Source organism: Helicobacter sp. MIT 03-1616, from assembly GCF_000765685.2.
GTDB classification, from domain to species: domain Bacteria; phylum Campylobacterota; class Campylobacteria; order Campylobacterales; family Helicobacteraceae; genus Helicobacter_C; species Helicobacter_C typhlonius.
The window spans coordinates 58357-74039 of record NZ_JROY02000010.1; the positions used below are offsets into that span (position 1 = coordinate 58357).

Sequence of the window (15683 nt, forward strand, 5' to 3'; positions counted from 1 at the left end):
ATTGAAATCTATCAAAAGGAAACGTTATGGAACAAACCCTTTCAATTATTAAGCCTGATGCCGTCAAAAAAGGGGTGATTGGTAAGATTATTGATCGCTTTGAAAGCAACAACCTCCGCATTGCCACAGCAAAAAAATTGCAACTTTCACGCGCTGATGCGCAAAGTTTTTATGCCATTCATAAAGACAGACCTTTCTTTAAGGATTTGGTGGATTTTATGATAAGCGGACCTGTGGTGGTAATGGTGCTTGAAGGCGACAATGCCGTGAGCAAAAATCGTGAGCTTATGGGTGCAACAAACCCAAAAGAAGCCGCAAAAGGCACTATTCGCGCTGATTTTGCAGAAAGTATTGACGCAAATGCAGTTCACGGCAGCGATAGCCTTGAGAATGCAAAAAATGAAATTGCCTTTTTCTTTAGTGCGCGGGAGATTTGCTAATTGAAAATCGCAATGAGAAAATTTTCTCATACACCTAAAGACATTGAACTTACCCTTAATAGCGAGGGTGAGCTGGTTGCAGAGCATATCACGCTTAAAGGGCATATAAAGCGCGTAGATTCGAAAATCTTATATTTAGACGCCAAAGTCTTTGGGGAAATTGAGCTTATATGCGATAGTAGTGGTGAAACATATGTGAAAGAGATTGATTATCCTTTGGTTTTGTATATTTCAGATGGCATCTGGGATTCACAAAGCCAAAGCAAAAGCTTTGATAGCTTTGAAGTTATTGAATTTTTTGATGGCTTTGTAGATTTACATTATATTTTAGAGAGTGAAATGACATCTTTACGAAGTGATTATCACACCAAAGACAACTAAAAGGAGAAAATATGGCAGTTCCTAAGAGACGCGTGAGCAAAACAAGGGCGGCGAAAAGGCGCACACACTACAAAATAGCTCTTGCAAAACCTATTAAGGATAAAGACGGCAGCTGGAAAATGCCTCACCACATTAGCAAATTTACAGGCAGCTACAAATAATCTTAAGATTCTTGAGGAGCATTTATGCTAAAGATAGCTATTGATGTTATGGGCGCAGACAATGGGGTAGCTCCCATTGTCGAGGGAGTCTTACAGGCATTAAAAACTCGCGACTTTACTGCCGTAATTGTTGGCGATGAATCTCAAATCACCCCGCTTATCCCCAAAAATCTTGCCTCCCGTGTTGAAATCTTACATTGCACAGATTATATTCGTATGGAAGAATCTGCTTCAAGTGCAGCTAAACGCCCAGAATCTTCAATTTTTAAAGCAATCCAAATACTAAAAGATGACGAGGTGAATGCGCTCGTATCACCCGGGCATAGTGGCGCAACAATGAGTCTAGCCACCCTTAAAATCGGGCGCATTAAAGGCGTATCTCGTCCAGCAATCTGCACAACTATGCCAAATATCACCGATAAACCGAGTATCATTCTTGACGCGGGGGCAAATACAGACTGCAAACCCGAATATCTTGTTGATTTTGCGATTATGGGCTATGAATATGCAAAAAATGTGGTAGGCTTTGAGAATCCACGTGTTGGGCTTCTATCAAATGGCGAAGAAGATAATAAGGGCAATGATCTTACCAAGGCAACATTTAAGCTTCTCAAAGATTTTTCATTTTTTAAGGGCAATGTCGAGGGGCGCGACATTTTCAATGGCAGTGTTGATGTGGTTGTGTGCGATGGATTTAGCGGGAATCTCGTCCTAAAGGCGAGTGAAGGCGTTGCTACCGCTATTTCATCTGTGCTCAAAAAAGAGATTAAATCCTGCATTTGTTCAATGTTTGGTGCGCTCTTTTTGGGTGGTGTCTTTAAAAGATTAAAGAAAAAAATGGACCATAACGAGTATGGCGGTGCACCCCTGCTCGGTGTACAAAAGGTGGTGATTATCAGCCACGGCAGCTCAAATGCACGTGCAATTGAATGCGCCATTTATCAAGCCCTGCACGCCATAGAATCCGATATTTGCACGAAGCTCACTGCGACTTTCGCGCAAAAAATAGAAAACAAGGACTAGAATGCTATATGCCTCACTCAAATCAATCGCTTCCTATGTTCCATCCACTTGTGTAAGCAATGCGGATTTTGAAAAAATCATCGATACAAGTGATGAATGGATTACCAAACGCACAGGTATCAGGACACGTCATTTTGCTACAAACACTCAGCACGCAAGCGATTTAGCCTATGAGGCTGGTAAGCTTGCTATGGAGCGCGCAAAGGTTACTCCGCAAGATATTGACGCGGTAATTATCGCCACACTTACCCCCGACTATCTCGCTATGCCTAGCACCGCGTGTATCACTTCCTATAAGCTCGGCATTGAAAACAAACCCGCTTTTGACATCAGTGCGGCGTGCAGTGGCTTTATCTATCTCCTCAATATTGCAAAATCATTTATAGAATCTGGTACTTTCAGGCAGATTCTTATCATTGGCGTAGAGAAACTAAGCTCTGTGCTTGATTTCACAGATAGAAGCACTTGTGTGCTTTTTGGTGATGGTGCGGGAGCTTGTGTGATAGGCACCACAGAAGACAAAAGTGCCTCAATCGTAGATGTACATCTTGGAGCAAATGGCAGATACCAAGATTTTCTCTGTGTGCCACGCACTCACACTTCTTTTGGACACGAAACACAATATGTGCCCTCCTATGTGCAAATGAAAGGTAATGAGACTTTTAAAATAGCGGTAAAAACGCTTGTGGCTGATGTCGAGGGGATTCTAGAAAAAAATAAAGTCGCACCCAAAGATGTATCATTTTTTATCCCTCATCAAGCCAATTTGCGCATCATCAATGCCGTGGGCGAGAATCTTAATTTCACTCCGGAACAAATCGTTATTAGTGTGCATAAATATGGCAACACTTCAGCCGCTTCTATTCCTATGGCAATGAATGACGTATATGAGGAAAAAAGGCTCAAATATGGCGATTTGATGCTCCTTGACGCTTTTGGCGGCGGACTCACTTGGGGTTCTGCGCTTGTGCATTTTGGCGGAGATTCATAGAATCTCGTGCGCTTAAAGCAAAAACTAAAATTTCACAAAGTATAATACCGCTTCCTATAAGTCTTGTGATTTTGTAACAGGCTTGTAGGATGTAAGGACGCGTAGCTCAGCTGGTAGAGCAACTGACTCTTAATCAGTGGGTCCAGAGTTCGATCCTCTGCGCGTCCACCACTTCCAAGCTTAAAATTTGCACTTTGTTTCTCGTATTTTGGATTATATATTTCTAAAGACTTGTGTTGCATCTTGCGCCTCATCTTAAAAATTTTTAGAATCTTGTAATTCCCTCATCAAAATACAAAAAAATAAGGTTGTGTTTTGCAATTGTGCCTTTAGGTTAAGCCAAAAAAAGATAAAATCCCGTAAAACATTGTAAGGCTTGAGACGATGAAATTAATGACTGCACTTGTGGTAGCTTTTAGTTTGATTGGAATTGTTTTAGATGCAATATTTTATGGCTTCAGTTGGCACAGTATCTGCTATGTGTGTATTATTGTTTTTGCCCTGCTTGGTTATTATAAATTTGCACAAAGAGCAAAATTCATAAGAAGGGTAATTAATATATCAAAATGCTATCGAGACGGCAAGTTTGAAAAACGTATGCTCCATATCAATGTCGATAAAGATCTGCACGAACTCGCAAACAATATCAATATTCTCATTGATAATCTCGAAGCTTTTATGCGTGAGATTAGCGCGTCTATTAATTGCACACAGGAGGGGAGATTCTATCGTAAGGCACTCGCGCAGGGACTTAATGGGTCTTTTGCGAGTAACATTCAAGCCATTAATGAAGCTCTCACTAGCATAGAGCAAAACGCGAAAGATAATGTCAAAAATGCCCTTGCAAAGTCGCTTATGGATATGAGTTTAGGCAATCAAAATGCGGACTTGACGACTATTAGCGTGGATTTAGAAAATGATATGGAATATATGAAGCAAGTCGATGCGAATGTTGAAAATATGAAAACACTCTCCGCAAACTCTAAGGAAGATGTGTCCTCTATCACAAGCTCCATTAACGAACTCAACGAACTTATCACTGAAAATAGCACTATTATCGATAATTTTGCTGCAAAATCGCGTGATATTAGCGAGGTGCTTGGTATCATCACAGATATTGCAGAGCAAACAAATCTCTTAGCACTTAATGCCGCTATTGAAGCAGCAAGAGCAGGAGAGCACGGGCGAGGCTTTGCTGTGGTGGCTGATGAGGTAAGAAAACTAGCTGAACGCACACACAAGGCGACAAATGATATATCTATTGTTATCCAAACAATGCAACAAGAAATCGAGCAAATCACGCAAAGTTCAGTAAAAATCGAAGGGATAGCGGCGCAAAATCACGAGCGCACCGAGCATTTTGGTGGTGTGTTTAGCACAATGGGACAAAGCACAGAGAATCTATTCATAGCATTTTCACAGCTTACCAAACGACTTTTACTAAGTATAAGCAAACTCGAACACATCGTGTATAAATCAAGCGTATATCTTAGCTTTAATCTAGGCAAAGAAATGCTTGATTTTCATAATACTCTGCCCACAGGTAAGCTTTTATCACAAGAAGAGAATCTTAACGCATTAAAAATTGACATCAATTCACTTAAGATATTGCAAAAAGATATGAGTGATTGTGTGCAAGATGCCACCGCACTTTTAAGCCAGACAATTACCACGCAAAATTCACAGACTATTATTGACAACCTCACTGCATTGGAAAAACATAGCCAAGAATTTATGAAAAACCTAGACACACACTAGCATTTGCTTGTGATGAACCCACTTTGTGGCAAAATACATAATGTTTTTGCCACACCTCCTTTAAGTAGTGTGATTTTAAAGGGCGATTGCAAAGGTGTGGGTATATCCCCACAATAAGGCACTCCATACCTATCAAAATATATCCTTGCACCCTGCCTTTCCTTGCAAAAACTATCAGATTCTAAAAGCATATGCTCCACCCCAAAATATTCACCCAAGCGCACGAGGGGCAAAGCATTATCCTTGCATTCCTGTGCGGTGTTGGTATTATTATACGCACTCAAACACTTCCTATCCATATTTTTAAGGATAATATCCCCCGCCATAGGACGCGCGTCAAAATGTGTGCTCGTGGCGTTACGCGGCGTATCAATATAGAGGCTGTAACTATGTGTAGTATAGATTTTGCCCAAATGAAATTGCACCTGCCACATCGCATTATGGTGATGCGTGAGGAGGGAGCTTGCATTCAACGAGGGGTAAGAGATAAGCATATCGCGCGTATCTGCACCCTGCAAAAATGCACTATCATCGCTCAAAGCGGTAAGTTGCAAGATTCTAAGATGTGAAAGGAACGTGATATGGGCGATTTCTAACGAGTGATTATGCGGTTTTGGCGACAATGCAAAAAGTATAGCCACAAGGCTTAGGGCAATCATATATTCAAAAATCTTCATAACCCTATAACCCTATGGCAAAAGATTGACAGGAGTGTCTAGACTCTGTGTAGAATCCACTTCATCAGCGAGTTTCTTTGCCTTAAGCTTTTTAGAATCTTTACTCTTTTGCTTTAGTCGCGCTTGGGTAGTCGTCATAGGAGAACTTTGCTTGGAGGGTAACACCACAAATGAGGCGATCTTTTTACCTAGATAAATGATTGGAATCTCGTTTTCATAATGCTCGTTGAGATTCTGCATTGGTAATAAATAAGGCTTTTGGGCTTGTTCTATGCCATAGAATCTTAAAGGCAACGCGAGTTTATCGCTCCCCACACCAATGGCACTAATCCCCATATCGTGCAGAGCGTGAGCAAGTTCTTTGCTAATATAGCGCGAACTCGCAAAGTGATTTTCCGTGCCAAATAAATATAGAATCTTATTGTAATAAAGCACAAAGCTTTGTGCGCAAAGAAAAGTCAAAATCACGACAAATCGCCATACATAGTTTGCCCGAAATGGGCTAAGGCGGATTCTCATATCAGAAAAAAACTGCTTCACCGCTACAGGGAGTGCTACTACACTCATAGGAAATAGATTTTCTAAATCCACCTCCTGCCTAATGGAAAGCAACATAACAAAAAACATAGAAGTTGCGCCAATATCTACGAGAATATTTGTCTGCTTTTTGAGTGCGTTAAAAAGCGTGTAGCAATAATACACGAGCAAAAGTGGCGAGAAAAAGAGTGCCATTTGACCGAGATTTGACATAAAATGATTGCGAGGAATGCCCGAAATATCTAGCCCTAGAAAGTGGAGATTCAGCGCGAAAAACAAAAGCGAGACAAACATTCCAAGCACATTTTTGGTTTTGAGTGCAAAGAAAAAGAGAGCAAAAAACAAAATTGCAAAACTGCCATCGAGAAAAAGGGCAAGAAGCATTACAATGTAGGGCATTTTTTGTGTTTTAAGCTGATAATAGCAACATAAAAGTGTTACAAAAATAATGAATCCGCTCTTTATCACAAAAAGCGCACTAAACATCACGCCGGGCAAAAGCGCATAAATCAACACGACTACCAACGCATCGGAGGGTTTTTTAAGATAGATTCGAGAGATTCTATACAACAAAAACATATTACACGCGTGTATTAGCATAAATGGTGCGCGCAAAGCGTAGTCATTTTGCCCAAAAAGCGAAATACAATAACGCGCGATAACAAATACAAAATCATTAGAGTAAAACACCCCAGCGGCTTCTTTATAGTGGATACTCATACCCCCAATAGCAAAGAGTAAAAGACATAAATTTACACATAAAATCACACAAAAGAATATATTTGTGCGTAGATTAGAATCTTGAGAGAATATAGAGTTTGGCATTGTTTAGCTAATCTCACTAAAGGCATAATGATTGGCTTTAAGCTTCTCGCGTATGAGGGCTTTATGCTCCTCACCTTTTGTCTCAAGTGCGAGAGTGATAAGTGCATCTCCATATTTAAGCATTACAGAAGTCCTATCATACTCCACCTGCACAATATTTGCACCCACAGAGGTAAGGATATTTGTAAGCCCTTGCAAACTACCGGGCTTATCAACAAGCACCACTTTAAGTTTCATCTTGCGATTTGATTTCAACAAGCCCTTTTCAATAATCACACTAAGCATAGTAATGTCGATATTCCCGCCGCTTAGCACAAGGGCGATTTTCTCATTTGCGCCAATTTTAAATTTCTTATGCAACACACTCGCCACACTCGCTGCCCCCGCACCCTCGACAACAAGCTTTTGCTTTTCAAGCAAAAATAAAATAGCATTGGCAATCTCCTCATCATCGACACTCACAATCTCATCAACACATTGCTTTAAAAGTGCAAAATTATGCTCATTGACATCACGTACAGCGATTCCATCAGCAATAGTGCGCACAGAATCTGCCTTTACAATCGTATTTTGTTCGAATGACTTTTTCATCGCATCAGCCCCACTCGCCACCACGCCAATAACACGCACATTTGAGCAGAGCTGCTTATATACGCTCCCAATCCCGCCAATCAATCCCCCGCCCCCAATAGGAACGACCACAACATCTATATCCTTGCGCTCTTGTATCATTTCCAGCGCGACACTACCCTGCCCAGCAATTACCTCATCATCGGCAAAGGGGTGAATAAATACGAGATTCTGTGCTTTTGCAATTTCTAAGGCTTTAGCATATGCCTCATCATAATTATCCCCGCTTAGCACCACTTCAGCCCCTAAATCCTTTGTCGCGCTTACCTTAAGCAAGGGTGTGGCTTCGGGCATCACAATCACAGCCCTTAGATTAAAATGCTTTGCTGCATAGGCTACACCCTGCGCGTGATTCCCAGCACTCGCTGCGATAACGCCATTTATCTGTGTGGAATTCTCCACCAAAGAGGCGATTTTATTAAATGCACCACGAATCTTAAACGCCCCTGTGAGCTGAAGATTCTCTTTTTTGAGATAAATCTCTGCCCCAGCAATACGAGAAAGCACCGGTGCATAACCTAGTGTGGAGGGCATAACAATATGTTCTAAACGTTTTTGGGCAATCTTTGCTTTGTCATAGATATTTGTCATCTTTATCCTTGTTGTTTTGAGATTTTTTGATTCTATCCTCCTTTGTGTTAAGAGAACTTGAAGTGCTTTTGTATGCTCTCATATCGGCAATAAATATAGGTAGCCCCACGCCAATGCCAGAGAGGATAATAAGCACTATGCCAAGGCTTGTAACCAAATGTGGCATACTATCGCCTAGCATAACACCAAGGGCTACACTAAACACCAAGCGCGAATAATCAATAGGCGAGACTATCCCAGCGGGGGCTTGCATATACGCATATGTGAGAAAATGCTGTCCTAAAGTGCCAAAAAGCCCTAACAGAAAGATATGTAGCCATTGCCAACCTTGCGGGATAAGCCAAGATTCACTAAAATGTGGAATACCTAAAAAACTCACAATTAAAGCAATAGCACTCATTGCCACGCCTGTGGAAAATATAGCCACCCAAGAATTGAAATAATCCTTTAAGGCGCGTAGATTCAAAAATGCTATCGCCATAGAAAGCCCATTGATGATACCAAAGATGATATTAATCGCATCTAAGCCCTCCAAATGCGGGTCGCAGATAAGTAAAATCCCAACAAATCCTATGATTGTAGAACACACTACACCAAGGCTATATTTTTCTTTAAGAAAAAGGAATGAAAGTAGCACAATATACAAAGGCACGCTTTGGCTAAAAGCGGTTGCTGTGCCAAGGGAAATTGTAGCGATATTATAAAAAAGCACGACAAAGCTTAATCCCCCAGCAAAAGCACGAGAGAATAGAAAGATAAAACCACCTTTTTTATGATTTGGGCTTTTAAAGGGTTGGCTAAAAAATATTGGCAGGAGAAAAACTACCATAGCAAAGGCGCGAAAAAATGCCACCTCCATAGGAGGCAAGGAGAGGCTTAAAAATTTCGCCTCCGCACTCATTAGTGCAAACAAGAATGAGGATAAAAGCATAGCAAGAATACCGCGTGAGATGTTTTGCTGCATTCATACCTCCTATGCTAAGAAGCAAAGTGATATTGTAGCCTAAGTTAATTATTTTTATACCAACAGCCCCGCAAGTGCTACTCCGCACACATTTGTTGTTGCTATATAGAGCTTGTGTCGTAAATAAAAACTTATGGAATACCCTTTGCTTTAACACTCCTTAAAGATTCACATAAAGGACTTTCAATGCGTGAAAAGGGCATATATGTGCTTGGAGCATTCATACTCTCCATAGTATTCTCTCATCAAGGCTTTGGCTTTGAGGCAAATATTGATTTTAATGCGCCAGAATGGGTAGAAGAAAGAGAATCTGCGGATAATGATATACCAGAATTACCACGTGCGGGAAGTCTCTTTGGTAGTGGGGACAGACCACTCTTCTCCGATAGACGTGCGATGAAACCAGATGACCTTATCACGGTGGTTATAGCCGAAACAGCAAATGCGAATTTTACAACAAATAAAAACTACAACGGAGCAAGTGGAGGAAATGTAACACCTCCATCAATCGAATACACAGGCAATGACGAGGAGCATAAGCAATTAATACAAGAGCTAAATGACCAAGCCGCCTACAATCTTACAAAAGCAAACAATACCTCAAATTTTCAGGGTGGTGGGACACAAACGCGTAATGAAGCCCTCAATGCCACGCTCACAGCGCGTATTATCAAGGTGCTTGATAACAATACTTACTTTATACACGGGCGACGTGAGGTGCTTGTCGATGGCGAGAAGCAGATTCTAGAGCTTAGCGGCGTGGTGCGCTCGTTTGATATTAATAAGGACAATGTCGTGCAGAGCAAACACATCGCCAATGCAAAAATCGCCTACACATCATTAGGACCAATCAGTGATACAAATCGCAAAAAGCCTGTGAGTGATGGCATAGAATCCTTGTATCCTTTCTAAACTTCTTAAGATTCATAGAATGTATGAATCTTAAGATTTGGAGGATTTATCAAATCCTCCAAGGAATCACAAAAAGGTAAAAAGAGATGAAAAAAATCGCCCTTATCCCAGCGCGTGGCGGAAGCAAACGAATCCCACACAAAAATATCAAGCCATTTTGCGGGAAACCTATCATCGCCTATCCTATTTGCACCGCCTTGCAATCCAAGCTTTTTGATGAAGTCATAGTTAGCACAGATTCCAAAGAAATCGCCACTATCGCTCAAAGCTTTGGCGCGAATGTGCCATTTATGCGCCCAAAACACCTAAGCGATGATTTCACGCCCACCGCCGCAGTCGCCGCCCACGCGGTAGATATGCTTTGCCTAAGTGAGCGCGATTTGCTATGCGTGATTTACCCCACCGCTCCACTTTTACGCGCACAAACAATCCAAAATGCTTTAGAATCTTTACTTGCAGATTCTACAAAATGCTTTAGTTTTTGCGCAGTAAGCTATGAATACAATCCTCACCGCAGTTTTTATATCAAAAATAACGCATTAGAAATGATTTTTCCCGCACATTATCTCACACGCTCACAGGATTTAGACCCGCTCTATCACGATGCTGGGCAATTTTATTGGGGACACGCGGGCGCGTGGAGGGCGCAACTGCCAATTTTTGCTCCGCATTCTTGTGTGGAGATTATCCCTGCTAATGCGGCGCAAGACATTGATACGCTAGAAGATTGGCAAATAGCGGAGATGAAGTATAAGCTATTCAAAGAGTGTTGATATTTTTCACAATATATCGCACTTGATATGATTTTTAAGATAAAAATAATTCTTATTTTAATACAATCGCAACTTATCTTAAAATCAAAAGGATACGATATGCAAAAAATAGGTATATTTTATGGTAGCGATGGTGGCACAACACAGGAAATCGCACAAAAAATAGCAAACCAAATTGGCAACGCACAGGTTTTTGATGTAGCTTCAAGCAAAACAAGTGATTTAGAATCTTTTAGCAATCTCATTCTTGCCACCCCCACTTATGGTTCTGGTGATTTACAAGATGATTGGGATAGTTTCTTATCAAACATAAATGAAGGCGCATTTGCAGGAAAGACAATCGCACTCGTGGGCGTGGGGGACCAAGAAATCTATGGCGATACATTTTGTAATGGCGTAGCACAGATTTATCACAAAGCCTCAAAACAAGGCAAAATCATCGGGCAAACAGCCACCGATGGCTATACCTTTGATGATAGCCAAGCAGTGGTAAATGGTAAATTTGTGGGCTTAGTCATCGATGAAAGCAATCAACAAGAACTCACCGATGAGCGTATAAGCAAATGGATAGAATCTATCAAAACTGCGTTGGCTTAGTTTGTTTGATTAGTTTTAAATGTGGCGGATTCTAAAAAGTCCGCTAAGATTATAAAAAACAGCAATAACATTCAGACTTTTTATAATTACCTACAACCACGACCCCACAATATTGCTCTGCACGAGAAACATATAACAAATAGTCCCACAAATCACACTAAGCACGGCAATTTTAAAGCACAAATGTATTGACACCACCACAGCCACCGCTATAAGCTCATTTAACCCATAAGGTGCATTGGCTAAATCCACGCCCTTGAGGCAATATACAATCAACATAGCAATTATGGCACTTGGTAAAACTTTGCCCAAAAATATGATAAAAGGCGGGGTGGATTTCGCAAACAGCATAAAAGGCAAGAATCTGCTAAGCAAAGTGTTGAAGCTAATAAGCGCGACAATGGCGATTGAGTGCAAGAAATCAGGATTCAAAAAAAACTCCTCAAACGGCAAAATATACTTGAAATATGGGCTTTCAATACAATAAGGCATAAATTATTGAGTTTCAAAACTTCTCCTTTTAAAGCTCAGGGCTATGCAAATACCAAGTAGCGCGGGGAGCAAAAACTGCTCTGCACCAAAAATATAAAGACTTATGAGGCTTATGATAATGCCAAGCAGTGCCGATGTGCGCATAGATTTGTTGCGCCACTGCTCGATAAAAATTACAATAAAAATAGCACTCATCACAAAATCTAGCCCCTGTGGCTCAAACTGAAGTTTTCCTCCTAGCAGTGCGCCAAGAGTGCAGCCCACAATCCAATAGCTTTGATTTAAAAATGAGATAAAAAAATCAAACCACTGCTTATCCACACCCTCCTTTGGACTTTTGAGATTAAGCAAGGCTAAGGTCTCATCAGTCAGCGAGTAAATCATATAATAGGATTTTTTGCCCATATGCTTAAATCGCTCAAGCATACTAATACCATAGAAAATTTGTCGTGCATTTATCATAGAGACAAGTAGGAAGCTCTCCCATAGCCCAGCCCCACTCGCCATAAGCCCCACAGCGATAAATTGCGTTGTGCCTCCATAAATTACTATTGCCATTACTGCCGCCCATAGTGCGCCATAGCCGGACTTAGCAAGCAAAATCCCAAATGCACCGCCCATAAAAACATAGCCGAGTATAATGGGAATTGTGTGTGGAAAAGCGTCTTTGAGAGCAGAGAGTATATGTGGGGGCATTACATTCTTGTCTGTGCTTTGATACCAAGGAGCGATAGCCCAAGCGTGAGGCTGTGGCTCACCACTTTCAACACATAAAGATAACTATCTTGCTGCTCGGTCTGCAAAATCTTATGCGCATTATAGAATCCGTGCAAACTCGCGGCAAGATTCTTTAAATACTCACATATTTTTTGAATCTCTCTATCGCGAAAGCTTATCTCTGCAATATTTGGAAGACATAAAGATTCAAATAAAAGTGTCTTTGCGTCATCATTTAGCTCGAGTTTATCCTGCGTGATATGCAAATCCTGCATTGACACACCAGCTTTGTCAAAAATCGTATGGATTCTAGCATTTGCGTAATTGATATAATAAATTGGATTGCTCGAATCTTGTTTTTTTAGCGCATCGACATCAAATTCAAGATGAGTATCCGCCCTTTTGGTCAAAAATATAAAACGCAACGCATCCGCGCCAATATCATCAACCACATCTTTCATAAGGATAAAATTTCCCGCGCGCTTACTCATCTTGTATGGCTCACCGCCTTTAAGAAGACTTACCATTTGGGATAATAGCACCTCAAGGGCAGTTTCATCATAGCCTAAAAAGTGAATCGCCGCCTTCACGCGCGGAATATACCCGTGATGGTCTGCACCCCAAATATTGATATAGTGCTTAAACCCTCTGCTAAACTTATCCGCGTGATAGATAATATCACCAGCAAGATAGGTTGGCTCACCATTTTCGCGCACAATCACGCGGTCTTTCTCATCTCCTTGTTGCGTGGAGGCAATCCATATCTTGCCCTCATTTTCATATATGCCATTATGGGCTTTGAGAGATTCTAAAGTCTTGCTCCAGCGCGTATATAGAGCCTTTTCGCTCACAAAATTATCAAAAGTTATACCAACTTGCGCAAGATTTGCTTTAATCTCATCAAGCATTGCATTTTTACCATACTCTGCAAGACGCGCGATGACATCTGTATCGTCTGCAGATTCTGAATCTTTGCTATTTGCACACGATATAAAAATCTCACGCCCAAAGTGCTTTTCGCATTCCTTTGCCAAATCAATAATATACTCGCCTTTATAGTAGCTCTCCGGATAGATAACCTGCTCTTTAAGGATATGTTCGCGCCCGGCGAGTAAAATAGATAACCCAAGCATTTGAATCTGCGCACCCGCATCGTTTATGTAGTATTCTGTGTAAATCTCATAGCCCAAGAATCTCCCCACACGAACAAGTGCATCGCCATAAACTGCGCCTCGTGCGTGTCCTATGTGAAGCGGACCCGTGGGATTTGCACTCACAAACTCAAGTAAAATACTTTGTTTTTTTGCTCTTTGTGATATATTTGTAACTTGATGAGAATCTAATGTATTTTTCATATATAATTGGGCTTGTTCGTGCAAAAATGCACTAGATAGGCTAAGATTCACAAAACCATTTTGTGCTTCCACCCTATCAAACGCTGCGCAAGTAGCAAGACTTTGTGCTAATTCTTTAGCAATTAGCATAGGATTTGTTCTTTTTATCTTAGCAAGACTAAAGGCAAGTGGCGTGGCAAGATGTCCTAAATCCTTATTCTTTGGCTTCTCTAGCACAATAGAAAAGCTCAATTCATTACTCTTTTTATCATTTACTTGTGCCTCACTTGATCCTACATCACACACCCCTGCAAGCAGGGCTTTAATATGGCTATACATTAAGCCTCTTGCTTGGTAGTATCTTTTGCGGTATTTTGCTCGGTTTGTGTTTGTTTAATCTGCGTAGGATTTTGCTCGGTTTGTGCGTTTTGTGCGCTCTCTTCATCATCATCTTTGACCGCTTTTTTGAAATTTTTTATCCCGCTGCCTAAGCCTTTAGCAAGTTCTGGGATTTTTTTTGCGCCAAAAAGAAGCACAACAATGAGTAAAATAATGACTAATTGCGTAATGCTGGGTGGTGTCATAGAATCTCCTTTGTGAAAAATAGCGACATTATACCAAAGTCAAAGTTAAATATAAGATTTAGCTCTGCCATTTACGGATTATCTCGCTAAATCGCTCGATTTGCTGGTATTTAAGCGAACGCGCAATAGCGATAATCGCCTCTTTTGCGCTCTCAATATCATCATTAATGAGCACATAATCAAAATATTGCAAATGTTGCATTTCGCTATATGCCTTTTCAAGGCGGTATTCAATCATCTGCATATCATCGCTTCCCCGCGCGACAAGCCTATCTTTTAGAATCTCCTTTGTCTTTGTGGTGATAAAAATAGACTTTGCAAAATCGCCAAAATGCGCTTTAATGCTTTGATGTCCTTGCACATCAACATCAAAAAGCACGATTTTATCCTCGCTTAGTGCTTTCTCTACCGGTTTAAGCGAAGTGCCATAAAAATTTGTATGCACCTCTGCCCATTCCAAAAAAACATTTTGTTTAATATCTTGCAAGAACTGCTCCCTATCCACGAAGTGATAATGCACTCCCTCAATCTCGCCCTCACGCTTTTTACGCGTGGTGGTGGAAATAGAAAAATAAACATCAGGGACAGATTCTTTTAAAGCCTTTGTAAGTGTGCTTTTACCACAACCGCTAGGACCCGAGATAATCAGCACCGCACCCTTACTCATTTGCTCTTATCCTTAAAGCTAATATTAATTGTTACCTCAAGCCCATCAAGCATAGATTTCAAATTATCATTACGCAAATTCGCAATACTGCTTTGAACGGAACTTGCGATAATATTTTTCACAAATTCTTGGGAAGTGCTGGTTTCTTGTGAATCTTGTGAGATAGATTCTATATGTGCAGATTCTACAGAATCTAAATCCATAGAATCTTCCGCGCCTTGTGAGTTTTCTAGGACATCGTCCATTTCTTGCGTATCTTCGCCCAAATCCGGTATATCCTCGCCTAAGGCTTGGGCTATTTCAGGCTCTTTGAGTGCGCTAAAGTCATCATCGCCGCCACCCATACTCGGCTCCTCAAGAGCATTAAGTGCTTGGCTTACCTCACTCACTTGCTCTTCATCAAACACGGATTTACTCACATCATCTTCTAGCGAGAGCTTTTCTTCATCATCAAACAAATCATCTCCAGATAAATCCGCCTCATCTTGCGTGCTTTCATCTAAGCTTGCATCAAGACTTACATCTACATCTTCAGTAGATTCACTTGATTTATCATCTTCTGCTGTGGCTTCATCTGTAATAGAATCCTCTGCCACATCTGCGCCTAATTCCTCATCGCCTAATATATC

Annotated in this window: 18 protein-coding genes, 1 tRNA gene and 1 pseudogene; 10 read left to right on the forward strand and 10 right to left on the reverse strand. The window is 40.9% G+C overall.

Annotated elements, in window-relative coordinates:
- Nucleotides 1–26 precede the first annotated feature (26 nt).
- The 7 genes from ndk to LS67_RS10205 all read left to right on the forward strand — a co-directional run bounded on the left by ndk (nucleotide 27) and on the right by LS67_RS10205 (nucleotide 4754).
- A complete protein-coding gene (ndk, locus tag LS67_RS07545; RefSeq protein WP_034327843.1) occupies nucleotides 27–440 on the forward strand; it encodes a nucleoside-diphosphate kinase in 414 nt (137 codons plus the stop codon).
- A complete protein-coding gene (locus LS67_RS07550; protein ID WP_034327840.1) occupies nucleotides 441–821 on the forward strand; it encodes a hypothetical protein in 381 nt (126 codons plus the stop codon).
- 11 nt (nucleotides 822–832) lie between these two features.
- On the forward strand, nucleotides 833–982 hold the full coding sequence (gene rpmF, locus LS67_RS07555; protein WP_034327838.1) for a 50S ribosomal protein L32: 150 nt from the start codon (nucleotides 833–835) through the stop codon (nucleotides 980–982).
- Nucleotides 983–1006: 24 nt separating this feature from the next.
- Nucleotides 1007–2005, forward strand: a complete 999-nt coding sequence (gene plsX / locus LS67_RS07560; RefSeq protein WP_034327835.1) for a phosphate acyltransferase PlsX — start codon at nucleotides 1007–1009, stop codon at nucleotides 2003–2005.
- A 1-nt stretch (nucleotide 2006) separates the two neighbouring features.
- Nucleotides 2007–2996 (forward strand): beta-ketoacyl-ACP synthase III, encoded by a 990-nt coding sequence (locus tag LS67_RS07565; protein WP_034327833.1) that lies wholly within the window; start codon nucleotides 2007–2009, stop codon nucleotides 2994–2996.
- Between the two features lie 95 nt (nucleotides 2997–3091).
- A tRNA-Lys gene (locus tag LS67_RS07570) sits at nucleotides 3092–3167 on the forward strand.
- Between the two features lie 213 nt (nucleotides 3168–3380).
- Nucleotides 3381–4754, forward strand: coding sequence for a methyl-accepting chemotaxis protein (locus tag LS67_RS10205; RefSeq protein ID WP_034327831.1), 1374 nt, complete (start codon nucleotides 3381–3383; stop codon nucleotides 4752–4754).
- Here the strand turns inward: LS67_RS10205 and LS67_RS07580 are convergent.
- The 4 genes from LS67_RS07580 to LS67_RS07595 are packed head-to-tail and all read right to left on the reverse strand — an operon-like array spanning nucleotide 4751 to nucleotide 8978.
- Nucleotides 4751–5431, reverse strand: a complete 681-nt coding sequence (locus LS67_RS07580) for a hypothetical protein (protein ID WP_034327829.1) — start codon at nucleotides 5429–5431, stop codon at nucleotides 4751–4753. The genes LS67_RS10205 and LS67_RS07580 overlap by 4 nt on opposite strands.
- Nucleotides 5432–5443: 12 nt before the next feature.
- Entirely contained in the window at nucleotides 5444–6793 is a 1350-nt protein-coding gene (locus tag LS67_RS07585; protein ID WP_236096374.1) for a glycosyltransferase family 39 protein, read from the reverse strand.
- A 3-nt stretch (nucleotides 6794–6796) separates the two neighbouring features.
- A complete protein-coding gene (gene ilvA, locus LS67_RS07590; protein ID WP_034327827.1) occupies nucleotides 6797–8014 on the reverse strand; it encodes a threonine ammonia-lyase in 1218 nt (405 codons plus the stop codon).
- On the reverse strand, nucleotides 7998–8978 hold the full coding sequence (locus LS67_RS07595; RefSeq protein WP_034327825.1) for a DMT family transporter: 981 nt from the start codon (nucleotides 8976–8978) through the stop codon (nucleotides 7998–8000). Before LS67_RS07595 ends, ilvA begins: the two co-directional genes overlap by 17 nt.
- Nucleotides 8979–9164: 186 nt before the next feature.
- Between LS67_RS07595 and flgH the strand changes: the two genes are divergently transcribed.
- The 3 genes from flgH (at nucleotide 9165) to LS67_RS07610 (ending at nucleotide 11260) form a co-directional block, all read left to right on the forward strand.
- Nucleotides 9165–9890: a flagellar basal body L-ring protein FlgH gene (flgH, locus tag LS67_RS07600; protein ID WP_034327822.1), complete on the forward strand. Its 726-nt coding sequence runs from the start codon at nucleotides 9165–9167 to the stop codon at nucleotides 9888–9890.
- An 86-nt stretch (nucleotides 9891–9976) separates the two neighbouring features.
- Entirely contained in the window at nucleotides 9977–10663 is a 687-nt protein-coding gene (gene pseF, locus LS67_RS07605) for a pseudaminic acid cytidylyltransferase (RefSeq protein WP_034327820.1), read from the forward strand.
- Between the two features lie 99 nt (nucleotides 10664–10762).
- Entirely contained in the window at nucleotides 10763–11260 is a 498-nt protein-coding gene (locus LS67_RS07610) for a flavodoxin (protein ID WP_034327818.1), read from the forward strand.
- 90 nt (nucleotides 11261–11350) lie between these two features.
- On the opposite strand, the gene LS67_RS07615 is transcribed toward LS67_RS07610, so the two are convergent.
- The 6 genes and pseudogenes from LS67_RS07615 to LS67_RS09650 all read right to left on the reverse strand — a co-directional run.
- Complete coding sequence (locus LS67_RS07615) at nucleotides 11351–11692, reverse strand: branched-chain amino acid transporter permease (protein ID WP_034327848.1); 342 nt, start codon at nucleotides 11690–11692, stop codon at nucleotides 11351–11353.
- A gap of 63 nt (nucleotides 11693–11755) precedes the next feature.
- Nucleotides 11756–12448: an AzlC family ABC transporter permease gene (locus tag LS67_RS07620; RefSeq protein ID WP_034327815.1), complete on the reverse strand. Its 693-nt coding sequence runs from the start codon at nucleotides 12446–12448 to the stop codon at nucleotides 11756–11758.
- On the reverse strand, nucleotides 12448–14142 hold the full coding sequence (argS, locus tag LS67_RS07625; protein ID WP_034327812.1) for an arginine--tRNA ligase: 1695 nt from the start codon (nucleotides 14140–14142) through the stop codon (nucleotides 12448–12450). The genes LS67_RS07620 and argS overlap by 1 nt, the downstream gene beginning before the upstream one ends.
- Nucleotides 14142–14387: a twin-arginine translocase TatA/TatE family subunit gene (locus LS67_RS07630; RefSeq protein ID WP_034327809.1), complete on the reverse strand. Its 246-nt coding sequence runs from the start codon at nucleotides 14385–14387 to the stop codon at nucleotides 14142–14144. The genes argS and LS67_RS07630 overlap by 1 nt, the downstream gene beginning before the upstream one ends.
- 58 nt (nucleotides 14388–14445) lie before the next feature.
- Nucleotides 14446–15054 carry a guanylate kinase gene (gmk, locus tag LS67_RS07635; protein WP_034327808.1) on the reverse strand — a complete coding sequence of 203 codons (609 nt, stop codon included), beginning with the start codon at nucleotides 15052–15054 and terminating at the stop codon, nucleotides 14446–14448.
- Nucleotides 15051–15683 (reverse strand): annotated as a pseudogene (locus LS67_RS09650) (hypothetical protein); the annotation flags it as partial. The pseudogene LS67_RS09650 and the gene gmk, both read right to left, overlap by 4 nt.

Excerpts from the sequence above, each read along its gene's own strand:
- ndk (WP_034327843.1), top strand. The coding sequence starts at position 27 with ATGGAACAAACCCTTTCAATTATTAAGCCTGATGCCGTCAAAAAAGGG.
- rpmF (WP_034327838.1), top strand. The coding sequence starts at position 833 with ATGGCAGTTCCTAAGAGACGCGTGAGCAAAACAAGGGCGGCGAAAAGG.
- plsX (WP_034327835.1), top strand. The coding sequence starts at position 1,007 with ATGCTAAAGATAGCTATTGATGTTATGGGCGCAGACAATGGGGTAGCT.
- LS67_RS07565 (WP_034327833.1), top strand. The coding sequence starts at position 2,007 with ATGCTATATGCCTCACTCAAATCAATCGCTTCCTATGTTCCATCCACT.
- LS67_RS10205 (WP_034327831.1), top strand. The coding sequence starts at position 3,381 with ATGAAATTAATGACTGCACTTGTGGTAGCTTTTAGTTTGATTGGAATT.
- LS67_RS07580 (WP_034327829.1), bottom strand. The coding sequence starts at position 5,431 with ATGAAGATTTTTGAATATATGATTGCCCTAAGCCTTGTGGCTATACTT.
- LS67_RS07585 (WP_236096374.1), bottom strand. The coding sequence starts at position 6,793 with ATGCCAAACTCTATATTCTCTCAAGATTCTAATCTACGCACAAATATA.
- ilvA (WP_034327827.1), bottom strand. The coding sequence starts at position 8,014 with ATGACAAATATCTATGACAAAGCAAAGATTGCCCAAAAACGTTTAGAA.
- LS67_RS07595 (WP_034327825.1), bottom strand. The coding sequence starts at position 8,978 with ATGCAGCAAAACATCTCACGCGGTATTCTTGCTATGCTTTTATCCTCA.
- flgH (WP_034327822.1), top strand. The coding sequence starts at position 9,165 with ATGCGTGAAAAGGGCATATATGTGCTTGGAGCATTCATACTCTCCATA.
- pseF (WP_034327820.1), top strand. The coding sequence starts at position 9,977 with ATGAAAAAAATCGCCCTTATCCCAGCGCGTGGCGGAAGCAAACGAATC.
- LS67_RS07610 (WP_034327818.1), top strand. The coding sequence starts at position 10,763 with ATGCAAAAAATAGGTATATTTTATGGTAGCGATGGTGGCACAACACAG.
- LS67_RS07620 (WP_034327815.1), bottom strand. The coding sequence starts at position 12,448 with ATGCCCCCACATATACTCTCTGCTCTCAAAGACGCTTTTCCACACACA.
- argS (WP_034327812.1), bottom strand. The coding sequence starts at position 14,142 with ATGTATAGCCATATTAAAGCCCTGCTTGCAGGGGTGTGTGATGTAGGA.
- LS67_RS07630 (WP_034327809.1), bottom strand. The coding sequence starts at position 14,387 with ATGACACCACCCAGCATTACGCAATTAGTCATTATTTTACTCATTGTT.
- gmk (WP_034327808.1), bottom strand. The coding sequence starts at position 15,054 with ATGAGTAAGGGTGCGGTGCTGATTATCTCGGGTCCTAGCGGTTGTGGT.